Annotated in this window: 17 protein-coding genes, 1 tRNA gene and 2 pseudogenes; 9 read left to right on the plus strand and 11 right to left on the minus strand. The window is 64.2% G+C overall.

What is annotated here, in order from left to right; translation table 11 throughout:
• Window positions 1-53 precede the first annotated feature (53 nt).
• Window positions 54-425, minus strand: a complete 372-nt coding sequence (locus GJ630_RS13635) for a 30S ribosomal protein S8e (RefSeq protein WP_008311571.1) — start codon at window positions 423-425, stop codon at window positions 54-56.
• A gap of 90 nt (window positions 426-515) precedes the next feature.
• Between GJ630_RS13635 and GJ630_RS13640 the strand changes: the two genes are divergently transcribed.
• Window positions 516-956: a DUF2240 family protein gene (locus GJ630_RS13640; protein WP_014040828.1), complete on the plus strand. Its 441-nt coding sequence runs from the start codon at window positions 516-518 to the stop codon at window positions 954-956.
• Window positions 956-1,300, plus strand: a complete 345-nt coding sequence (locus tag GJ630_RS13645) for a hypothetical protein (protein ID WP_191450053.1) — start codon at window positions 956-958, stop codon at window positions 1,298-1,300. The genes GJ630_RS13640 and GJ630_RS13645 overlap by 1 nt, the downstream gene beginning before the upstream one ends.
• 136 nt (window positions 1,301-1,436) lie before the next feature.
• Here GJ630_RS13645 and GJ630_RS13650 read toward each other — a convergent pair whose 3' ends face one another.
• Window positions 1,437-1,919 (minus strand): hypothetical protein, encoded by a 483-nt coding sequence (locus GJ630_RS13650; RefSeq protein ID WP_191450054.1) that lies wholly within the window; start codon window positions 1,917-1,919, stop codon window positions 1,437-1,439.
• 120 nt (window positions 1,920-2,039) lie between these two features.
• On the opposite strand from GJ630_RS13650, the gene pyrF reads away from it, so the two are divergent.
• Window positions 2,040-2,873, plus strand: coding sequence for an orotidine-5'-phosphate decarboxylase (gene pyrF / locus GJ630_RS13655; protein ID WP_191450055.1), 834 nt, complete (start codon window positions 2,040-2,042; stop codon window positions 2,871-2,873).
• A gap of 1 nt (window position 2,874) precedes the next feature.
• Here pyrF and GJ630_RS13660 read toward each other — a convergent pair whose 3' ends face one another.
• Window positions 2,875-3,075, minus strand: a complete 201-nt coding sequence (locus tag GJ630_RS13660) for a hypothetical protein (RefSeq protein ID WP_050036791.1) — start codon at window positions 3,073-3,075, stop codon at window positions 2,875-2,877.
• Between the two features lie 138 nt (window positions 3,076-3,213).
• Here GJ630_RS13660 and GJ630_RS13665 point away from each other — a divergent pair, with 138 nt between their 5' ends.
• Complete coding sequence (locus tag GJ630_RS13665) at window positions 3,214-3,402, plus strand: hypothetical protein (protein WP_146417115.1); 189 nt, start codon at window positions 3,214-3,216, stop codon at window positions 3,400-3,402.
• On the opposite strand, the gene trpG is transcribed toward GJ630_RS13665, so the two are convergent.
• From trpG to trpD, 4 genes are read right to left on the minus strand one after another with little or no spacing between them, the layout of a single operon-like run.
• On the minus strand, window positions 3,399-4,022 hold the full coding sequence (gene trpG, locus GJ630_RS13670) for an anthranilate synthase component II (protein ID WP_146417114.1): 624 nt from the start codon (window positions 4,020-4,022) through the stop codon (window positions 3,399-3,401). The two genes, GJ630_RS13665 and trpG, sit on opposite strands and share 4 nt — an antisense overlap.
• On the minus strand, window positions 4,019-5,623 hold the full coding sequence (gene trpE, locus GJ630_RS13675; RefSeq protein ID WP_191450056.1) for an anthranilate synthase component I: 1,605 nt from the start codon (window positions 5,621-5,623) through the stop codon (window positions 4,019-4,021). The genes trpG and trpE overlap by 4 nt, the downstream gene beginning before the upstream one ends.
• Entirely contained in the window at window positions 5,620-6,264 is a 645-nt protein-coding gene (locus GJ630_RS13680) for a phosphoribosylanthranilate isomerase (RefSeq protein ID WP_064287629.1), read from the minus strand. Before GJ630_RS13680 ends, trpE begins: the two co-directional genes overlap by 4 nt.
• Window positions 6,261-7,256 carry an anthranilate phosphoribosyltransferase gene (trpD, locus tag GJ630_RS13685; protein WP_044952246.1) on the minus strand — a complete coding sequence of 332 codons (996 nt, stop codon included), beginning with the start codon at window positions 7,254-7,256 and terminating at the stop codon, window positions 6,261-6,263. The genes GJ630_RS13680 and trpD overlap by 4 nt, the downstream gene beginning before the upstream one ends.
• 178 nt (window positions 7,257-7,434) lie before the next feature.
• Here trpD and GJ630_RS13690 point away from each other — a divergent pair.
• A tRNA-Val gene (locus tag GJ630_RS13690) sits at window positions 7,435-7,509 on the plus strand.
• Window positions 7,510-7,792: 283 nt separating this feature from the next.
• Window positions 7,793-8,146, plus strand: coding sequence for a hypothetical protein (locus tag GJ630_RS13695; RefSeq protein WP_050007161.1), 354 nt, complete (start codon window positions 7,793-7,795; stop codon window positions 8,144-8,146).
• A gap of 11 nt (window positions 8,147-8,157) precedes the next feature.
• On the opposite strand, the gene GJ630_RS13700 is transcribed toward GJ630_RS13695, so the two are convergent.
• Together GJ630_RS13700 and GJ630_RS13705 are read right to left on the minus strand one after the other, a co-directional pair.
• Entirely contained in the window at window positions 8,158-8,649 is a 492-nt protein-coding gene (locus tag GJ630_RS13700) for an HTH domain-containing protein (RefSeq protein ID WP_050036795.1), read from the minus strand.
• A gap of 181 nt (window positions 8,650-8,830) precedes the next feature.
• Window positions 8,831-9,151, minus strand: coding sequence for a lycopene cyclase domain-containing protein (locus GJ630_RS13705; protein ID WP_050036796.1), 321 nt, complete (start codon window positions 9,149-9,151; stop codon window positions 8,831-8,833).
• A gap of 108 nt (window positions 9,152-9,259) precedes the next feature.
• On the opposite strand from GJ630_RS13705, the pseudogene GJ630_RS13710 reads away from it, so the two are divergent.
• Window positions 9,260-10,401, plus strand: a pseudogene (locus GJ630_RS13710) (CBS domain-containing protein).
• Window positions 10,402-10,418: 17 nt separating this feature from the next.
• Here the strand turns inward: GJ630_RS13710 and GJ630_RS13715 are convergent.
• Both GJ630_RS13715 and GJ630_RS13720 read right to left on the minus strand, forming a co-directional pair.
• A pseudogene (locus GJ630_RS13715) lies at window positions 10,419-11,431 on the minus strand (NADP-dependent oxidoreductase).
• A gap of 186 nt (window positions 11,432-11,617) precedes the next feature.
• Window positions 11,618-13,843: a CDC48 family AAA ATPase gene (locus GJ630_RS13720; RefSeq protein WP_008311543.1), complete on the minus strand. Its 2,226-nt coding sequence runs from the start codon at window positions 13,841-13,843 to the stop codon at window positions 11,618-11,620.
• A 200-nt stretch (window positions 13,844-14,043) separates the two neighbouring features.
• Between GJ630_RS13720 and GJ630_RS13725 the strand changes: the two genes are divergently transcribed.
• Both GJ630_RS13725 and GJ630_RS13730 read left to right on the plus strand, forming a co-directional pair.
• The gene (locus GJ630_RS13725) at window positions 14,044-14,460 is read left to right on the plus strand and encodes a universal stress protein (protein ID WP_050036797.1); all 417 of its coding nucleotides are present in this window, start codon (window positions 14,044-14,046) and stop codon (window positions 14,458-14,460) included.
• Window positions 14,461-14,535: 75 nt separating this feature from the next.
• The coding region (locus GJ630_RS13730) for a LarC family nickel insertion protein (protein WP_191450057.1) at window positions 14,536-15,385 on the plus strand (850 nt) is incomplete at its 3' end.

Consider the following 15,385-nt stretch of genomic DNA (forward strand, 5'->3'; position numbering starts at 1 on the left):
GACGCTGTCGCTCCGAGTCCGTGAACAGCCGAAAAAGCTGATTGCGTGCCGGATTACTCGACCAGCACGGCGTTGACCTGACCGTGCTGCCCCGGGCGGGAGGTCACGCGGGCCTGTCCCTCGGAAGTGTCGAGGATTGCGCCTTTCGTGATGATGTTTCGCCGGGCGTAGTTCGGGTTCGACGGGTTCTCGACGACGTTCTCGATGGTCGCTTCGATGGTTTCCGCGCCGTCGGCGATGCTCGCAACGTCGGTCTTGACCGCACGGACCTTCTGGGTGTTACCGCGGGAGTCGACGGTCTTCAGTCGCTGCTCGCCGACCTGCGTCTCGACGGTGTCCTTGCCGAGCTCGTGTTTCTTCTTCTTGTGGTTCGGTCGTCGGCGGCCGCCTGTCCGCTTGCGAGGGGAGCGTCCCTGGTCTTTCATACGGGAAGGAAGACCCAGCGGCTACTTGAACCGTTCGATGCCGACTCGCCATCGTAATCGTTACCCCCGCGCCGACCGGTTGCTCTGACGATGAGTCTGAAGACGGCCGTCGCCGCACCGTTCCGCCAGCGTGGAACCGACCGGATGGCGGAAAGCGAGTTCGTCGTCGCGCTCTCGCTGGACCGGAACTGGTTCTCGCCCGACCAGGCCAAGACGCTGGTGGACGTGGCCGCGAGCGAGGGGCTGGTCGAACGGGACGAGGACGACCTCGTCGTCGCTTTCGACGCGACACACACCACGATTCCGGACGGGTTCACGCCGGGTGAGGAAATCCTGCAGTCGCGGTCGACGTTCGAGCGGGTGCTCGATGCGGTCGTCGAGGCCGGCATCGAGAAACAGACCGCTGTCGCCGGTATCAACGCGCTCCAGTCCGACATCGGTGTCACGCTCGAGGCCGCGGCCGTGGTGTACGCGCGGAGTGAGGGTGTCGACGTCGAAGCCATCGCTGCCGACGTTCGGGAGGAGCTCTAATGGTCAAAGACAGGATTGCTGACGGCCGACGGATCGGACAGTTGCTCGCCTCGGAACTGACCGGCCTCCAGCGCGGGCCGCTTGCCGACGTGTCCGTCGTCGATGCCGATAGGGACGTGGACCCGACGCCGGACGGGGCCTTCGCCTACCGCGTGACGGCCGACGACGACGAAGTGGCAATCGTCGAGGTAACGCCGGCGACGGCTTGGTTGGTCTTGGAGCGAGAGCCCGCGACCGTGCCGGATCGTGATGATCTCACCGTCGACGGGACAACCATCGTCGTTCACAGCGGCGCGGCGGTGAAAGCCGCGGTCGACGTGCTGGAGCAGTCCCTCTCGGGGTAGGAGGGTTTTCCGGAGAAAGAAACGGTTGGCTGCGACTCCGACTGAAATAGCTGTACTCATACTGTCGGCTGTACGTCTGTAAAGAATTTCGCCACCCCGGGTGGCGAATATCTTAAAATAGTTACAGCCAACAGTATCAGTGACGACTCGGCTCGGCAATAGCCGCGGACGTCCACGCGACGAAGCCAGTGAGGACGAGCACGGAACCGAGCACCGCTGTCGCGGCAGCGATAGCAAGCACCAGCGTCGGGAGGCCGAGCGGCGTTCCGACGGCGATGACAATCGGTGTCGCGGTGATACAGAGCGATCCCAGCGCGACGGCCCGGCGCTGTGTCGTCGTTAGTTCGATGCCGAGATGGAACAGCGACCCGGGCTCCGGGTCGGGAGCGGCGAGGCCGAGACACAACAGCGGAACGCCGATAAACACCAGCGTTGCCGCGACAGCGTACGACCAGAACAGCCACTGTCCGGACGCGGGCGCGAGCGACAACAGCGCGCCGACGGCCACGAGCAGGACACCGCCGACGAGTCCGAACTGCCGCAGCCGCGGGTCGTCCAGGGCTTCGCTCAGGTCTGGGAGGGTCTCGGCCACATGGCCGATATCCATGAAACGGTCCATGAGCGGGCTTCTACCTGCGTTGTGAAATAGACACGGGGGAGAATATCAAATCTGATTCCATCGAAGCGGGCACGACGCGAGAAGGAAACGCTTGTATCGCTGCCAGCCGCCGCGGTATCTATGCACTTCTTCGACCGTCTCGCGGACCGAATCGCGACCGCCGACAGCGTGGTGTCGGTCGGCCTCGACCCGGACCCCGACCGCCTCCCCGACAGCGTGCTGGACGCCGACCTCCCGCGCTGGCAGTTCAACCGCCGCATCATCGATTCGACCCACGAACACGCCGCCTGCTACAAGCCGAACGCCGCCTTCTACGAGGACCCCGACGGCTGGCGCGCCCTCGAAGAGACCATCGCCTACGCACACGGGAAGGACGTGCCCGTGCTGCTCGACGCAAAGCGGGGCGATATCGGCAACACGGCGCGGCAGTACGCCCAGATTCTCGACGAGGATGAAGGGCCTGCCGCCGACGCCATCACGGTCAACCCGTTCCTCGGCCGGGACTCGTTGGAGCCGTTTCTCCAGCGCGCGGACAAGGGCGTGTTCGTGCTGGGGCGCACGTCCAACCCCGGCGGCGAGGACCTCCAGGACCTCGAACTGGCCTCCGGCGAGAAGCTCTACGAGCGCGTGGTCCACCTCGCGGACCTCTGGAACGGGAACGGGAACGTCGGACTCGTCGTCGGCGCGACCAACCCCGACGAACTCGAAGAAATCCGCGAATTAGTTCCGGACATTCCGTTCCTCGTCCCCGGCGTCGGCGCGCAGGGTGGCGACGCCGAAGCGGCCGTCGAGCACGGTCTCGCCGACGGCGTCGGCCTCGTCAACTCCTCGCGGGGCATCATCTTCGCCGGCGAGGACGCCGACACGCGGCGCGACGACTCCGGTGACGCGTTCTTCAAGGCCGCCGGACAGTCCGCGAAACAGCTCAAACAGCGACTGAATCAGTTCCGATAGCTTAGAACCGGTACGTGTCCACGCCGTCGGGCATGTTCTCCGGTGATTTCCGGTCGCTCGGCTGGCCGACCTCCGCACCGCACTCGACACACATCCCGGTGTCCTCGTCCCAGTGGCGGTCACAGACGAGTCGCCCGCATCTATCGCAGGTGTGGTCCACGTCGGGGCGCTCACAGAGTTCACACAGTCCGGCTACGCTCATGTCAGGATGTAGCATACCTGATGGTTTGAATCTTTGGCGGCGTGACTGCGGTAGTTAGTCCGGCAGGACGAACACAGAGAACCGGAGAGCCCCGAGACAGCCACGAAGTATTTCCCCGTGGGCATTCCTCTCTATAATATGTTGCCACTCCTCCAGCTCGGATCGCTTCCCTCACCGCCGGCGATACTCGTCGGCTTGCTGGCTATCGCCGTGGTGCTACTGGTCGGTCGGCTCGTGATGAAGGTGGCGTGGCGACTCGTCATCATCGCGATCATCGCCGTCGCCGTCCTCTGGATACTCGGAATACTGGGCTTTCAAGTCATCTAGAGCCCAGCGAGGAAGTTCCGGATCACGTCGTGACCGACCGCAGTCAGGACCGACTCCGGATGGAACTGAACGGCTTCGATGGGGTGCTCACGATGGCGGACGCCCATCACCAGTTCCGTGCCGTCCTCGGTCTCCGTCGTCGCGCTGACGACGAACTCCTCGGGAACGTCCTCTGCAATGAGCGAGTGATAGCGCCCGCCCTGGAACCCCTGTTCCAGTCCCGCGAAGACGCCCTGCTCGTCGTGGTCGATGGGGAACGCCTTGCCGTGAATCGGCTCCGGCGCGCGGCCGATGGTGCCGCCGTAGGCGTACACCGCCGATTCGAGGCCGAGGCAGACGCCCAGCGTCGGCACGTCGGGGCTGACTTCCCGGAGGACCTCCAGCGTGACGCCGACATCGCGTTCGTTCTTCGGATGGCCCGGGCCCGGCGAAAGGATAATCGCGTCGGGGTCGAACGCCTCGACATCGTCGAGTGATGCCGTGTTCCGGACGACTTCAGTCTCGGCGTGTTCGGAGACGTACTCGACAAGGTTGTACGTAAATGAGTCGAAGTTGTCTACGAACAGCACCCGGAGGTCGTCCCTGACGGCCTCCTCGCCGGCGGGCTGTGACGCGCTCATCGGGTCACCTCCTCGGGGCTGTCGGCTGACGACTGATCTCCAGTCTCTTCGATTCCTTCCAGCGCCGTCAGCACGCCGTCCATCTTCTGCTCGGTCTCGACGTACTCGCTTTCGGGGTCCGAATCCGCGACGATGCCGGCCCCGGCCTGGACGGTGATGCGGTCCCGGTCGCCCTCGTCCTCGACCGTCGCCGAGCGGATGACGATGGCGAAGTCGGTGTCGCCGTCCCAGTCGAAGTAGCCGACGCCGCCGCCGTAGGGGCCACGCGGCGAGCGTTCGAGTTCGTCGATGATCTCCATGGCGCGGATCTTCGGTGCGCCCGAGAGGGTGCCGGCCGGGAACGTCGCGCGGGCGGCGTCGAAGGCGTCCTTGTCTTCGGCGAGTCGTCCTGTCACCGTGGATTCGATGTGCTGGACGTGGCTGTACTTGAGGACGTTCATGAACTCCGGGACGCGGACGCTGCCGGCCTCGGAGACGCGGCGCACGTCGTTGCGCGCGAGGTCGACGAGCATCGTGTGCTCGGCCCGCTCCTTGCCGTCAGCGAGCATCTCGCCGGCGAGGCGGCGGTCCTCGACGGGGGAGTTCCCGCGCGGGCACGTCCCCGCGATAGGATTCGAGACGACGTGGTCGCCGGCGACGGAGACGAGCGTCTCCGGGCTCGCGCCCACGATAGTCAGGTCGTCGTAGCCAAGCAGATACATATACGGCGAGGGGTTCACGTCTCGGAGCGCCTCGTAGAAGCCCAGCGGGTCGACCTCGCCGTGCAGTTCGCGGGTCCGTGAGATGACGCCCTGGTAGATGTCGCCCGAGAGGACGTACTCCTTGGCGCGCTCGACGGCGTCCTCGTACTCGTCTCTGGGGCCGGCGACTTCGTCCTCGCGGCGGAAGCCACCGGTCTCCAGCGGGGCGAGGTCCGAGAGGATGCCCTCGACGCGCTCGGCCTCGGTGACCAGTTCGTCGTAGCGGTCACCGGCGTCCTCGCCCTGGCGGACGACCGGCGTGAACACAAGCGAGACAGTGTCCTCGACGTGGTCGAAGCGGACCGTCGATGTCGTGAGCACGAACTGGGCGTCAGGGAACCGCGAGTCGGGCCGGTCCAGACCGACTTCATCGAGCCAGAGGTCGTAGACGGCGTCGTACGAGAGGAAGCCGACGAGGCCGCCTTCGAGGTGCTGGCGGTCCATCTCCGGGAAGTTCCGCAGCGCCACGTCAGGCATCGCCGCCCGGAGGTCGTCGACCACGTCGCCGCCGTCAGTCGTCACGAGGTCGGCGTAGCGGTCGTCGAACGCCTCGACCTCGCTCTCGTCGCCAGTCACGGTAACGACGGCGCGCGGGTCGTAGCCGACGAAGGAGAAGCGGGCGTGGCGGTCGTCGGTCTCCGGCGCGAACGCGCCGTCGGGGTCGCTTGAGGCGACCTTCTCGGCGCTTTCCAGCAGGAACGTGTAGTCGTTTGCGGCCACGTCGCTCGTGCGGCCGGTCAGCGCCGAATACGCGGTCAACGGCTCCACGTCGACAGCCAGCTCCGCGGCGGTGCGGACGACGACCGGGCGGTCGGCCTTGGCGTGTTCGACGAACTCCGCGCGGGAGATATCGAGGGTCATACCCCACCCTCCGACGCTCGCGTGGCGTTCCGGACGAACCGCTCGACGGCGTCGTGGTCCTTCTTTCCGCCGGCAGACTCCACACCGCTCGCCACGTCGACGGCGAACGGCTTGACAGTCTCGACGGCCTCAGCCACGTTCTCGGGAGTCAATCCGCCGGCCAGCACGACGGGGACGTCCAGCGAGTCGACGAGGTTGCGCGTACGCTCCCAGTCGTGTGTCTCGCCAGTGCCACCGCCGCCGTCGGCGTCGACCGAATCGACGAGCAGGGCGTCGGCGTGGTCGGCGTAGTCCTCGATAGCTGGGGCCTCTGCCTCGACCACAGCCACGATGTTCTGGGTGATTCGGCTATCGAGGGCCCCGAGTTCCGCCGGTGAGAGTCCGTCGTGGACCTGCACTGCGTCGGGTTCGACCCTGTCGATGCGCCTGACGGCCTCTTGGACCGTCGTCGGCATCGTCACCAGCACGCTCGTCACGAACGGCGGGACGCCATCGACGAGCGTCGTGGCTGTCTTCTCGTCGACCTCTCGGGGCGTGTCGACCGGGACGCCGTGGATGACGCCGACCGCATCAGCGCCAGCCGCGATAACGGCGTCGCGGTCCTTGTTGTCCGTCACGCCACAGATCTTCACGCGCGTCATGCCCCGATCAGGTCGTCGAGTTTGTCGGCCGCCGCGCCCGATTCAATGGCCTGTCGGGCCTGTTCGACCCCCGCTTCGTGCGTGTCGGCGACGCCGGCGACGTAGATGGCCGCGCCGGCGTTCGCGAGAATGATATCCCGCTTTGCACCGGTTACGTCGCCAGTGACGATGCCACGGAGGTCGGCGGCGTTCTCCTCGGGCGATCCCCCGGAGATGGTCTCGATGTCGTGCATTTCAAGCCCTATATCCTCCGGAGTGATGGTGTACTCCTCGATCCGGTCGCCGGTGACCTCCGCGACAGCCGTCTCGCCGTGGATAGCGATCTCGTCAAGGCCGTCACCGTGGACGACCAGCGCTCGTTCGACGTCCAGTCGGGCCAGCGCCTCTGCCATCACGGGCACGAGGTCCGGGTCGTAGACACCAAGCACCTGCGCGTCCGCGTCAGCGGGGTTCGTCAGCGGGCCGAGAATATTGAAGACTGTCCGCATCCCGAGCTCCTGGCGCGGGCCGATGACGGCCTTCATGGCCGGGTGGAACACGGGAGCGAGCATGAAACCGATGCCGTCTCGTTCGATAGTCTCCTCGACGGCCGGCGGTTCGGCCTCGATGTCGACGCCGACTTCTTCGAGCACATCGGCACTCCCCGAAGATGAAGAAACAGAGTAGTTGCCGTGTTTGGCGATGGGGACGCCAGCCCCGGCAGCGACGATGGCGCTCGTTGTCGAGACGTTGATCGTGTTGTAGTCGTCGCCGCCGGTCCCGCAGGTGTCGACAAGCCCCTCGCGGTCCGGTCGAATGGTCCGTGCGGCGTCACGCATCCCCTCGGCGAAGCCGGCGATCTCGGCCTCCGTCTCCCCCTTCGCCCGCAGTGCCGTCAGGAGCGCACCGATCTGTGCCTCTGTCGCATCCTCGAAGACAGTCGTCGCAACGGCTCGGGCCTCGTCCTGTGTCAGGTCGTCACCGTCAGTGACGCGTTCAATATACTCTTTCATTGTATTCACCAATGGACTTTTTCGTGTTGTGATGTACAAATCCGTACATTGACTTAAGCCTATCGGGACCCCTGCTCGCCGACGAGTATGTGTGGGCAATCAACAGACAACGTGGTGATACGGAATTCGAAACCTTCAATTATACCCATCGGAAACAATGTGGTGTACCTCGCAGTGAGGGTTCGTGGTCTAGGTCGGTTATGACACCTCCTTGACATGGAGGAGGCCGGCGGTTCAAATCCGCCCGAACCCACTACTTCTGTCGCAAGCAAACCGCGAGCGACGAATCTACGCGTGAGTGCGGATTTGAACCCTGAAAGACGAACGAAGTGAGTCTTTCTCTGGTTCACAATCCGCCCGAACCCATTTCTGACGACGTAGCCGACGAGCGTAGCCAGTCGCGTTCGTCGTCTGTCTCTACTATCGTCGAGTAAGTGATTCCGACGGATGTGCGTTTCAACAGAATCGGAATGAGATCACCGGACCGACAGAGTCGTCCCATAGTTTCTTGCCCCAACCGCGTTAGAGTCATCTATATGAGAGATCAGGTCCAGTCGGCGGACGCGTTCGAACAGTTCGTGCTACTGGCGGTTGCAGAACTCGAAACGGCCGGCGAAACGCCGGCCCACTCCTATCATGTGACCCAGACGGCGAAGGCACATCTCGCGGATATCGACCGACAGCCGTTCGGCGGCGTCGAGCGCCAGAAGGTCATATCGGCGCTGGGCCAGCTCGCCGACAAGGGGCTGTTACGAACCGAACAGACGGAGTCACCGACGGGGAAAGGACGGCCTGGGTACGAACTGGCTGGCGACCCGGACGAAGTGCTCGAAGTGCTGTCGGCGACAGACGAGTTCACGTCGTATATCGAAACGGTCCGGTCCTCGTAACCGATCCCTCGTTAGACGACGCTCACCCCGCCGTGCTCCTGATCAAGGGCGGGTGGCTGGCCCGCTTCGAGGCGTTCGAGCCGGTCCGTAATCGTGTGGACGACATCGCCTTTCGTACAGGGTGCGACGTGGACGAGTTCGTTGCCGTCGTACTCAGCCAGCCCCATGACTGGTAGCGCCATGGTGTCGTACGCCGATTCCGCCACTTCTGAGTCAACGGTCGTGTCCTGATAGAAGGATTCCAGCGAGACGTTGTTGGTCAGCGCCCACTGCTTGAACTCGGCGACGCGGTTCAGGATGTACGTCCCTTCCTCCGTCCGTGCGGCGGCCGACTGGGGTGCGATCTGCTTGCCCCAGACGATGACGTTGAACCCGTCGATGTGGTCGTTCTCGTCGAGCGTCTGGAGACGGTCGATGACCGCCTCCTGTCGTTCGTGTGCGCCGTCGGGCAGCATCGACCGAACGTACAGCTCGATGTGAGGTGTCGGGATAGTATCACTCATAGCTATCAGACAGCACTCCCGGCTGACACATATAGGTACTGTGAGAGATGTCTGCATAGGACAGATTGTGTCTTCAGGCCCTGATACGCACGAAATCCCCATTTCTTGTGAGATGGTCTACTTCCAGTTGTAACGCTAACGCAGGAGTAGTTAACAACTGAAACCAGTATTCGATTACTGACTATTCGGCGTTTGACCCGGACGAAAGACCGTGGAGGTTCTCGTGGATGCCGAGGATGAGCGCGGGAACCACGATCATGAAGATGTGCTCTTCGATGGGAATCCCGAGCAGGTCGACACCGGTCCGGAGTTTGATCGCGAAGACACCGACGGTGAGGGTGTACCAGTCCCAGACGTAGGCAATCGGATAGAGCACGACGATGGTCTTGGCCGCCATCCGGAGGGCGTTCGCACGCCAGAGCAGCACGAGGGCAATACTCCCCCAGACCACCTCTGTGACAAGATATGTGTAGGGACCGAAGACGCCAATGTCGGGCAGCATACACTGACCTTAGACCCAAGGGCCTAAAGCTTAGTTCGTCTCTCGGTTTCCGGGGACTAAACCAACCTTGATAACCCCACACGTCGAATCTACGAACTGTGAAGAACGATGGATATTGCTGATATCGCCACCAGAGAGTTTGTCGAGGTTGACGCCAACAAGCGCCTGGGGAAAGTCCGGTCTATCTTCGAACGCGAGAACCCCAAGGGTATCATCGTCACGGAAGACGGTGACTACGCTGGCGTTATCACGCAGAAACAGCTGGTCCAGTCCCACGTCGAGGACAACGCGAAAGCGGGGGCGATGACGCGCTCGGCACCGAAAGTCGAGCGCACCGACGACGTGCGCGAAGTCGCGCGCGTCTTGGTCGAGGGTGGAGTCAAGCTCGCGCCGGTGTTCGAGGCGGACGAGCTCTGGGGTATCGTCACCGAGGACGATATCCTCGACGCGGTTCTCGACAACCTCGACGCGCTGAGCGTCGAGGACATCTACACGCGAGATGTCATCACGGTGTCCGAGGATACCAACGTCGGGCAAGTCGTCAATCTCCTCCGGAAACACGGCATCTCCCGGCTGCCGGTGCTCGGTGACGACGACGGCCTGACCGGAATGGTCACGCGCCACGACATCGTCGACGTCGTCGTCCGGGACATGAACAAGACGACGCGGGGCGACCGCTCCGGCGAGATCGAGCGCGTGCTCGACATGCCCGTCTACGACGTGATGAGTAGTCCGGTAGAGACGGCGAAGCTCGGCGACTCCGTCGAGGACGCCGTCGCGCGGATGCTGGAAAACGACTTCGCCGGGCTCGTCGTCACGCCGGAAGACGACGACACCCACGTCGCCGGCATCCTCACGAAACCGACGTGCTCCGCGCGCTGACCTACACCGAGGAGGAACACATGGACGTCCAGATTACGAACATCAAACTGCTTGACACCATCTCCCGTGCGGACATCCGGTCCGACATCGAGGCGGTCGCGGACAAGTACGGGGCGATGCAGGTCCAGCACGCCCACGTCCGGTTCCACGAGCACAAGGAGAAGCTCCGTGGCACGCCGCTCATACAGTGTCAGATCCGCCTGCGAACCAACAAGGGCCAGGCGGCCGGCTCCGGCGAAGGCTACGGCGCTGAAACCGCGTTCAACGTCGCGCTCGACAAGCTAGAGCGCAACGTCCTCGAACTGAAAGGCGTCCAGGCCGACGAGGAGTACCGCGGCCAACTCCTCCGTAAGCTCGGCGAACTATAACCGGATACTCGCTTTTTCTATCGCTCGGCGACCTGCACGAGCTGCTTGCCGATGTTCTCGCCCTCGAACAGCCCGAGGAACGCGTCGGGCGCGTTCTCGATGCCTTCGGTGACGGTTTCTCGGTAGGAGATGTCGCCCGAGGCGACCCACTGACCGAGCTGCTTCGTCGCTTCCTCGAACCGCGGCTCGAAGTCGGAGACGAGAAGTCCTTCGACGGTCGCCCGGGACTGGATGACCTGAGTCAGCTTGCGCGGCCCCATCGGGACTTCCTCGCTGTTGTACAGCGAGATCTGTCCGCAGACGGCGACACGCGCGTCGGTGTTGAGTCGCGTGAACACCGCGTCGGTAATCGGTCCGCCGACGTTGTCGAAGTAGGCGTCGACGCCGTCCGGTGCGGCCTCGTCCAGCGCGGCCCGATAATCGTCGGTCGTCTTGTAGTTGATCCCCTCGTCGAAGCCCAGGTCGTCTTCGAGGAACGAGACCTTCTCGTCGGAGCCGGCGAAGCGACGACGCGTGCGCCCTGGAGCTTGGCGAGCTGGCCCGCCACGGAGCCGACGGCCCCGGCAGCCCCGGTGACGACGAACGTGTCGCCGGCCGAGGGCTGTGCCACGTCTCGGGTGCCGAAGTACGCTGTCAGGCCCGGCATCCCCAGAACGCCGAGAGCCGTCGAAATCGGTGCGAGTTCCGGATTGACCTCTGTCAGTACCGGTCCGGGTGCCGTGGCGTACTCCGCCCATTCTAGCTCGCCGGTGACGACGTCGCCCTCGTCAAACCGCGCACCGTTGGATTCGACGACCTCACCGACGACTGCACCGCGGAGCGCGTCGCCCACGTCCCACGGCTCCTCGTACGATTCGCTGTCGCGCATCCGGTCGCGCATATACGGGTCCACAGAGAGGTACAGCGTCTTGATGAGCACCTCGCCAGGCCCCGGTTCCGGGATCTCTTCCTCGGAAAGCTCGAACGTATCGTGGTCGGGAGTCCCTTCGGGCCGCTTTGCTAGCCTGTAAACGCGGTTAGTGTTCGACATCATCCCCTATACACTTGGGACCCGAAAGGGGGCTTCGAAAGGAGAAACAAACACCGGTTGTATAGTTTATCTAATAATTATACACGGATATTGTGCAACCACCGAAAACGCATCGCTGCTCAGGAGCGGTGACGTGGAAAAACGCGTTCGAATCGCAGCGAGGGACAGGAATCGAGGTCGCCGGAGTTACTGGAAGCCGATCCGGCCGCCGGTTCCGGCCTGGCGCTGCGGGCTGGAACCGCCTCTGAACTCCTCTTCCATCTGCTCGTAGTACTCGCGGATGTCGTCGGTAATCGTCGGCCGCACGCTGTCCATCGCCTGCCGGAAGTGGCGCATCTCGACTTCCTCCGCGTCGTCGTCCTCACGGAGGGCCTCGATGGCAGCCTCCCGGGCGATAGATTCGAGGTCCGACCCGACGAACCCGTCGCTGACTTCGGCCAGTTCGCGCAGGCTCACGTCGGGCGACAGCGGCGTGTCGTCCGTGTGAATTTTCAGGATTTGCTCGCGGCCCTCGACGTCGGGCTCGCCGATCATCACCAGGCGGTCGAACCGGCCCGAGCGGATGAGCGCCGGGTCGATCATGTCCGGCCGGTTGGTCGCGCCGATGACCATCACGTCCTCCATCTCTTCGAGCCCGTCGAGTTCGGTCAGGAGCTGATTGACGACGCGCTCGGAGACGTTCGACCCCATCTCGCCGCCCCGACCCGGTGCCAGCGAGTCGAGTTCGTCGAAGAAGATGATGGTCGGGGCGACCTGGCGGGCCTTCCGGAACGTCTGCCGGATGGCCTTCTCGCTCTCGCCGACCCACTTCGAGAGCAGTTGCGGGCCACGGACTGAGATAAAGTTCGCGTCGGTCTCGTTGGCGACGGCTTTCGCCATGAGTGTCTTTCCGGTGCCGGGCGGGCCGTACAGCAACACCCCCGAGGGCGGCGTCACGCCCATGCGCTCGAACTTCTCCGGGGAGTTCATCGGCCACTCGACGGCCTCCTGGACCTGCTCTTTGGGGCCGCTGAGGCCGCCGACGTTGTCCCAGGACATCTTCGGGAGCTCGACCAGCACCTCCCGCATCGCCGACGGACTCACCTCGTTGAGTGCGCCCTTGAAGTCGTCCCGCTTGATGATCATCCGGTCGATGAGGCTCGGCGGGATGTCCTCCTCGTCCAGATCGATCTCGGGAAGGTAGCGCCGGAGCGCCTTCATCGCGGCCTCCTTCGTGAGACTCTCGATGTCGGCTCCGACGAAGCCGTGCGTGTCCGTCGCCAGCTTCGCCAGATTCACGTCGTCCGACAGCGGCATGCCGCGGGTGTGAATCTGGAGGATCTCCTCGCGACCGACTTCGTCCGGGACGCCGATCTCGATCTCGCGGTCGAAGCGGCCCGGGCGACGCAGCGCCGGGTCCACGCTGTCGACGCGGTTCGTCGCGGCGATGACGATGACCTGCCCCCGCGATTCGAGGCCGTCCATCATCGTCAGCAGCTGGGCGACGACCCGGCGCTCGACCTCGCCGGTCACGTCCTCGCGCTTGGGCGCGATGGAGTCCAGCTCGTCGATGAAGATGATCGAGGGCGATTCCTCGCTCGCGTCCTCGAATATCTCGCGTAACTGCTGTTCGCTTTCCCCGTAGTACTTCGAGATGATCTCGGGGCCGGCAATAGAGAAGAAGCTAGCGGAGGTCTCGTTGGCGACAGCCTTCGCGAGCAGCGTCTTCCCGGTGCCGGGCGGGCCGTGGAGCAACACCCCCTGTGGCGGCTCGATGCCGAGCTTCTTGAAGATCTGGGGGTGTTTCATCGGCAGTTCGACCATCTCTCGCACGCGCTGGATTTCGTTCTGCAGCCCGCCGATGTCCTCGTAGGTGATGCCGCCGCCGGTCTTCTCGAAGCCGGAGATGGGTTCCTCGCGGAGTTCCACTTCGGTGTCTTCGGTGATGAGACAGACGCCCTCGGGCTCGGTCTCGACGGCGATGAGCGGGATGGCCTGTCCGGGCGAGCGCATGAACGGGTGGTTCGTCGAGGACATCACCGGGACGATGTCGCGCTCGACGACCGGCCGTTTCAGTATCTGCCGTTTAACCATCCCGGCGGCGTCGGAACCGAACTGGACCGACGCCTCCTCGGGCGGCGCGAGGACGAGTTTGTCGGCCTTCTCGGCCTCCGCCTTTCGGATGGTGACGCGCTCGCCGATCCCCACGTCGGCGTTCTGGCGCGTGAAGCCGTCGATGCGGACGGTGTCGGTGTTCCAGTCCTGCCGGTCGGCCCGCCACACCTTGGCCGCGGTCGTATCGCTCCCTTCGATCTCGATGATGTCGCCGGGGGAGAGCTTGAGGTGCAACAACGTATCGGGGTCGAGTCTGGCGATACCGCGTCCCGAGTCGTTCGGGTACGCCTTCGCCACTTCCAATTGAACTTCGTTCATAGTAGAGCCTGCTTACAATGAACTCGGGTAGCCCCGGAGATATGCTTTATGCTACCGGCGGCCAAGACGCAGGGCGACGGGTTTATATGATACCTAATAGCACACCGCACAGTAGGGGGTAATAGCCACCGGTCTGGGTTGCCGTGACACAGGCTGCCGCCATCGCCGCGTTTCATAAGGCTGGACGCGATAGCGCCGGTATGGTATTTCTCGTTCCCTTCGATGGGTCACCGCTTGCAGATGCGGCACTCAACCGCGCCGTCACCTACGCTGAAGCGCTTGACGAGGACGTCGTCGCTGTCGCGTTTATTCCGACTGGCGCCGACTACGCCGAGCGCCGCCGCCGCGTCGACCCGACCGAGGACTTCGCCGCCGAGACCGCTGCGGACGACCTCCGGCGCAAAATCGAGGAGGCGACCGACGACTCCGAACTCCGCTACGACGACGTGAGCGCCCACTCCACCAGCGAACTGTCGACGACGATCAGACAGACTGCCCGCGACGTCGACGCCAGCGTCGTGTTCCTCGGCAGCGACGACACCGAGGACATCGTCGTCCCTATCGACGAAGTCACCGACGGCGAGACCTACGACATCCACATCGTCCGTCAGGCCTGAGCGGTTCAGCGACTCGACACGCTGGGTGGAATCGTAGTATGAGGGCTTTTACTCGCGGGGCGCGACGCCCCGTGTATGCGAACACTCGCTTTCGACGGCCGGATGGGCGCAGCCGGCGATATGCTTCTGGGGGCGCTACTGGCTGCCGGGGCCGACCGCGACGCCCTGGCGCCGGTCGAGGACGCACTCGCTATCGAGTACGCCGTCTCCGAGGTGGACCGATGCGGCATCGCCGCCACGCGCGTCGAGGTACTGCTGACCGACGCTGCTAGCGACGCTGATGGACCTCACGACCACGCTCACGACGATCACTCGCACTCCCACGACGAGGGACACGGCCACACTGGGGACGACGACGGATATTCTCATACCCACGATGAGCACGACCACACCCACGCCGAGGGCCACGGCCCGAGCCGAACGTACGCCGAGGTGGTCGAACTCGTTGAGGAGATGGACCTCTCGAAGTCCGTCAAGGCGGACGCGCTGGCCATCTTCGAGATACTTGGCGAGGCCGAGGCGTCGGTCCACGGGACGGACCTCGACGGGACGCACTTCCACGAGGTCGGGGCCGACGACGCCATCGCCGACATCGTCGGTGCCTGTCTCCTGCTGGATGACCTTGACGTCGAGCGGGTCGTAACGACGCCGCTGGCGACGGGCGGCGGGAGCGTGGAGATGAGCCACGGCACCTACCCGGTTCCGACTCCCGCGGTAGTCGAAATCGCCGAGCGGGCCGACTGGTCGCTGCAAGGCGGCCCTATCGACAGGGAACTGGTGACGCCGACCGGCGCGGCGATTCTCGCCCACATCGCGGACGGCACTGAGTCGCTGCCGTCGCTCGACATCGACGCGTCGGGCTACGGCGCTGGCGGGTGGGACCTCGACGACCGCCCCAACGTCCTGCGGGCGCTGGTCGGCGACG

The sequence above is a fragment of the Haloarcula sp. CBA1122 genome, assembly GCF_009741785.1.
Lineage (GTDB): Archaea > Halobacteriota > Halobacteria > Halobacteriales > Haloarculaceae > Haloarcula > Haloarcula hispanica.

Bases quoted from the DNA above. Each gene is read 5' to 3' on its own strand.
- GJ630_RS13635 (WP_008311571.1), bottom strand. From the start codon at position 425: ATGAAAGACCAGGGACGCTCCCCTCGCAAGCGGACAGGCGGCCGCCGA.
- GJ630_RS13640 (WP_014040828.1), top strand. From the start codon at position 516: ATGAGTCTGAAGACGGCCGTCGCCGCACCGTTCCGCCAGCGTGGAACC.
- GJ630_RS13645 (WP_191450053.1), top strand. From the start codon at position 956: ATGGTCAAAGACAGGATTGCTGACGGCCGACGGATCGGACAGTTGCTC.
- GJ630_RS13650 (WP_191450054.1), bottom strand. From the start codon at position 1,919: ATGGACCGTTTCATGGATATCGGCCATGTGGCCGAGACCCTCCCAGAC.
- pyrF (WP_191450055.1), top strand. From the start codon at position 2,040: ATGCACTTCTTCGACCGTCTCGCGGACCGAATCGCGACCGCCGACAGC.
- GJ630_RS13660 (WP_050036791.1), bottom strand. From the start codon at position 3,075: ATGAGCGTAGCCGGACTGTGTGAACTCTGTGAGCGCCCCGACGTGGAC.
- GJ630_RS13665 (WP_146417115.1), top strand. From the start codon at position 3,214: ATGTTGCCACTCCTCCAGCTCGGATCGCTTCCCTCACCGCCGGCGATA.
- trpG (WP_146417114.1), bottom strand. From the start codon at position 4,022: ATGAGCGCGTCACAGCCCGCCGGCGAGGAGGCCGTCAGGGACGACCTC.
- trpE (WP_191450056.1), bottom strand. From the start codon at position 5,623: ATGACCCTCGATATCTCCCGCGCGGAGTTCGTCGAACACGCCAAGGCC.
- GJ630_RS13680 (WP_064287629.1), bottom strand. From the start codon at position 6,264: ATGACGCGCGTGAAGATCTGTGGCGTGACGGACAACAAGGACCGCGAC.
- trpD (WP_044952246.1), bottom strand. From the start codon at position 7,256: ATGAAAGAGTATATTGAACGCGTCACTGACGGTGACGACCTGACACAG.
- GJ630_RS13695 (WP_050007161.1), top strand. From the start codon at position 7,793: ATGAGAGATCAGGTCCAGTCGGCGGACGCGTTCGAACAGTTCGTGCTA.
- GJ630_RS13700 (WP_050036795.1), bottom strand. From the start codon at position 8,649: ATGAGTGATACTATCCCGACACCTCACATCGAGCTGTACGTTCGGTCG.
- GJ630_RS13705 (WP_050036796.1), bottom strand. From the start codon at position 9,151: ATGCTGCCCGACATTGGCGTCTTCGGTCCCTACACATATCTTGTCACA.
- GJ630_RS13720 (WP_008311543.1), bottom strand. From the start codon at position 13,843: ATGAACGAAGTTCAATTGGAAGTGGCGAAGGCGTACCCGAACGACTCG.
- GJ630_RS13725 (WP_050036797.1), top strand. From the start codon at position 14,044: ATGGTATTTCTCGTTCCCTTCGATGGGTCACCGCTTGCAGATGCGGCA.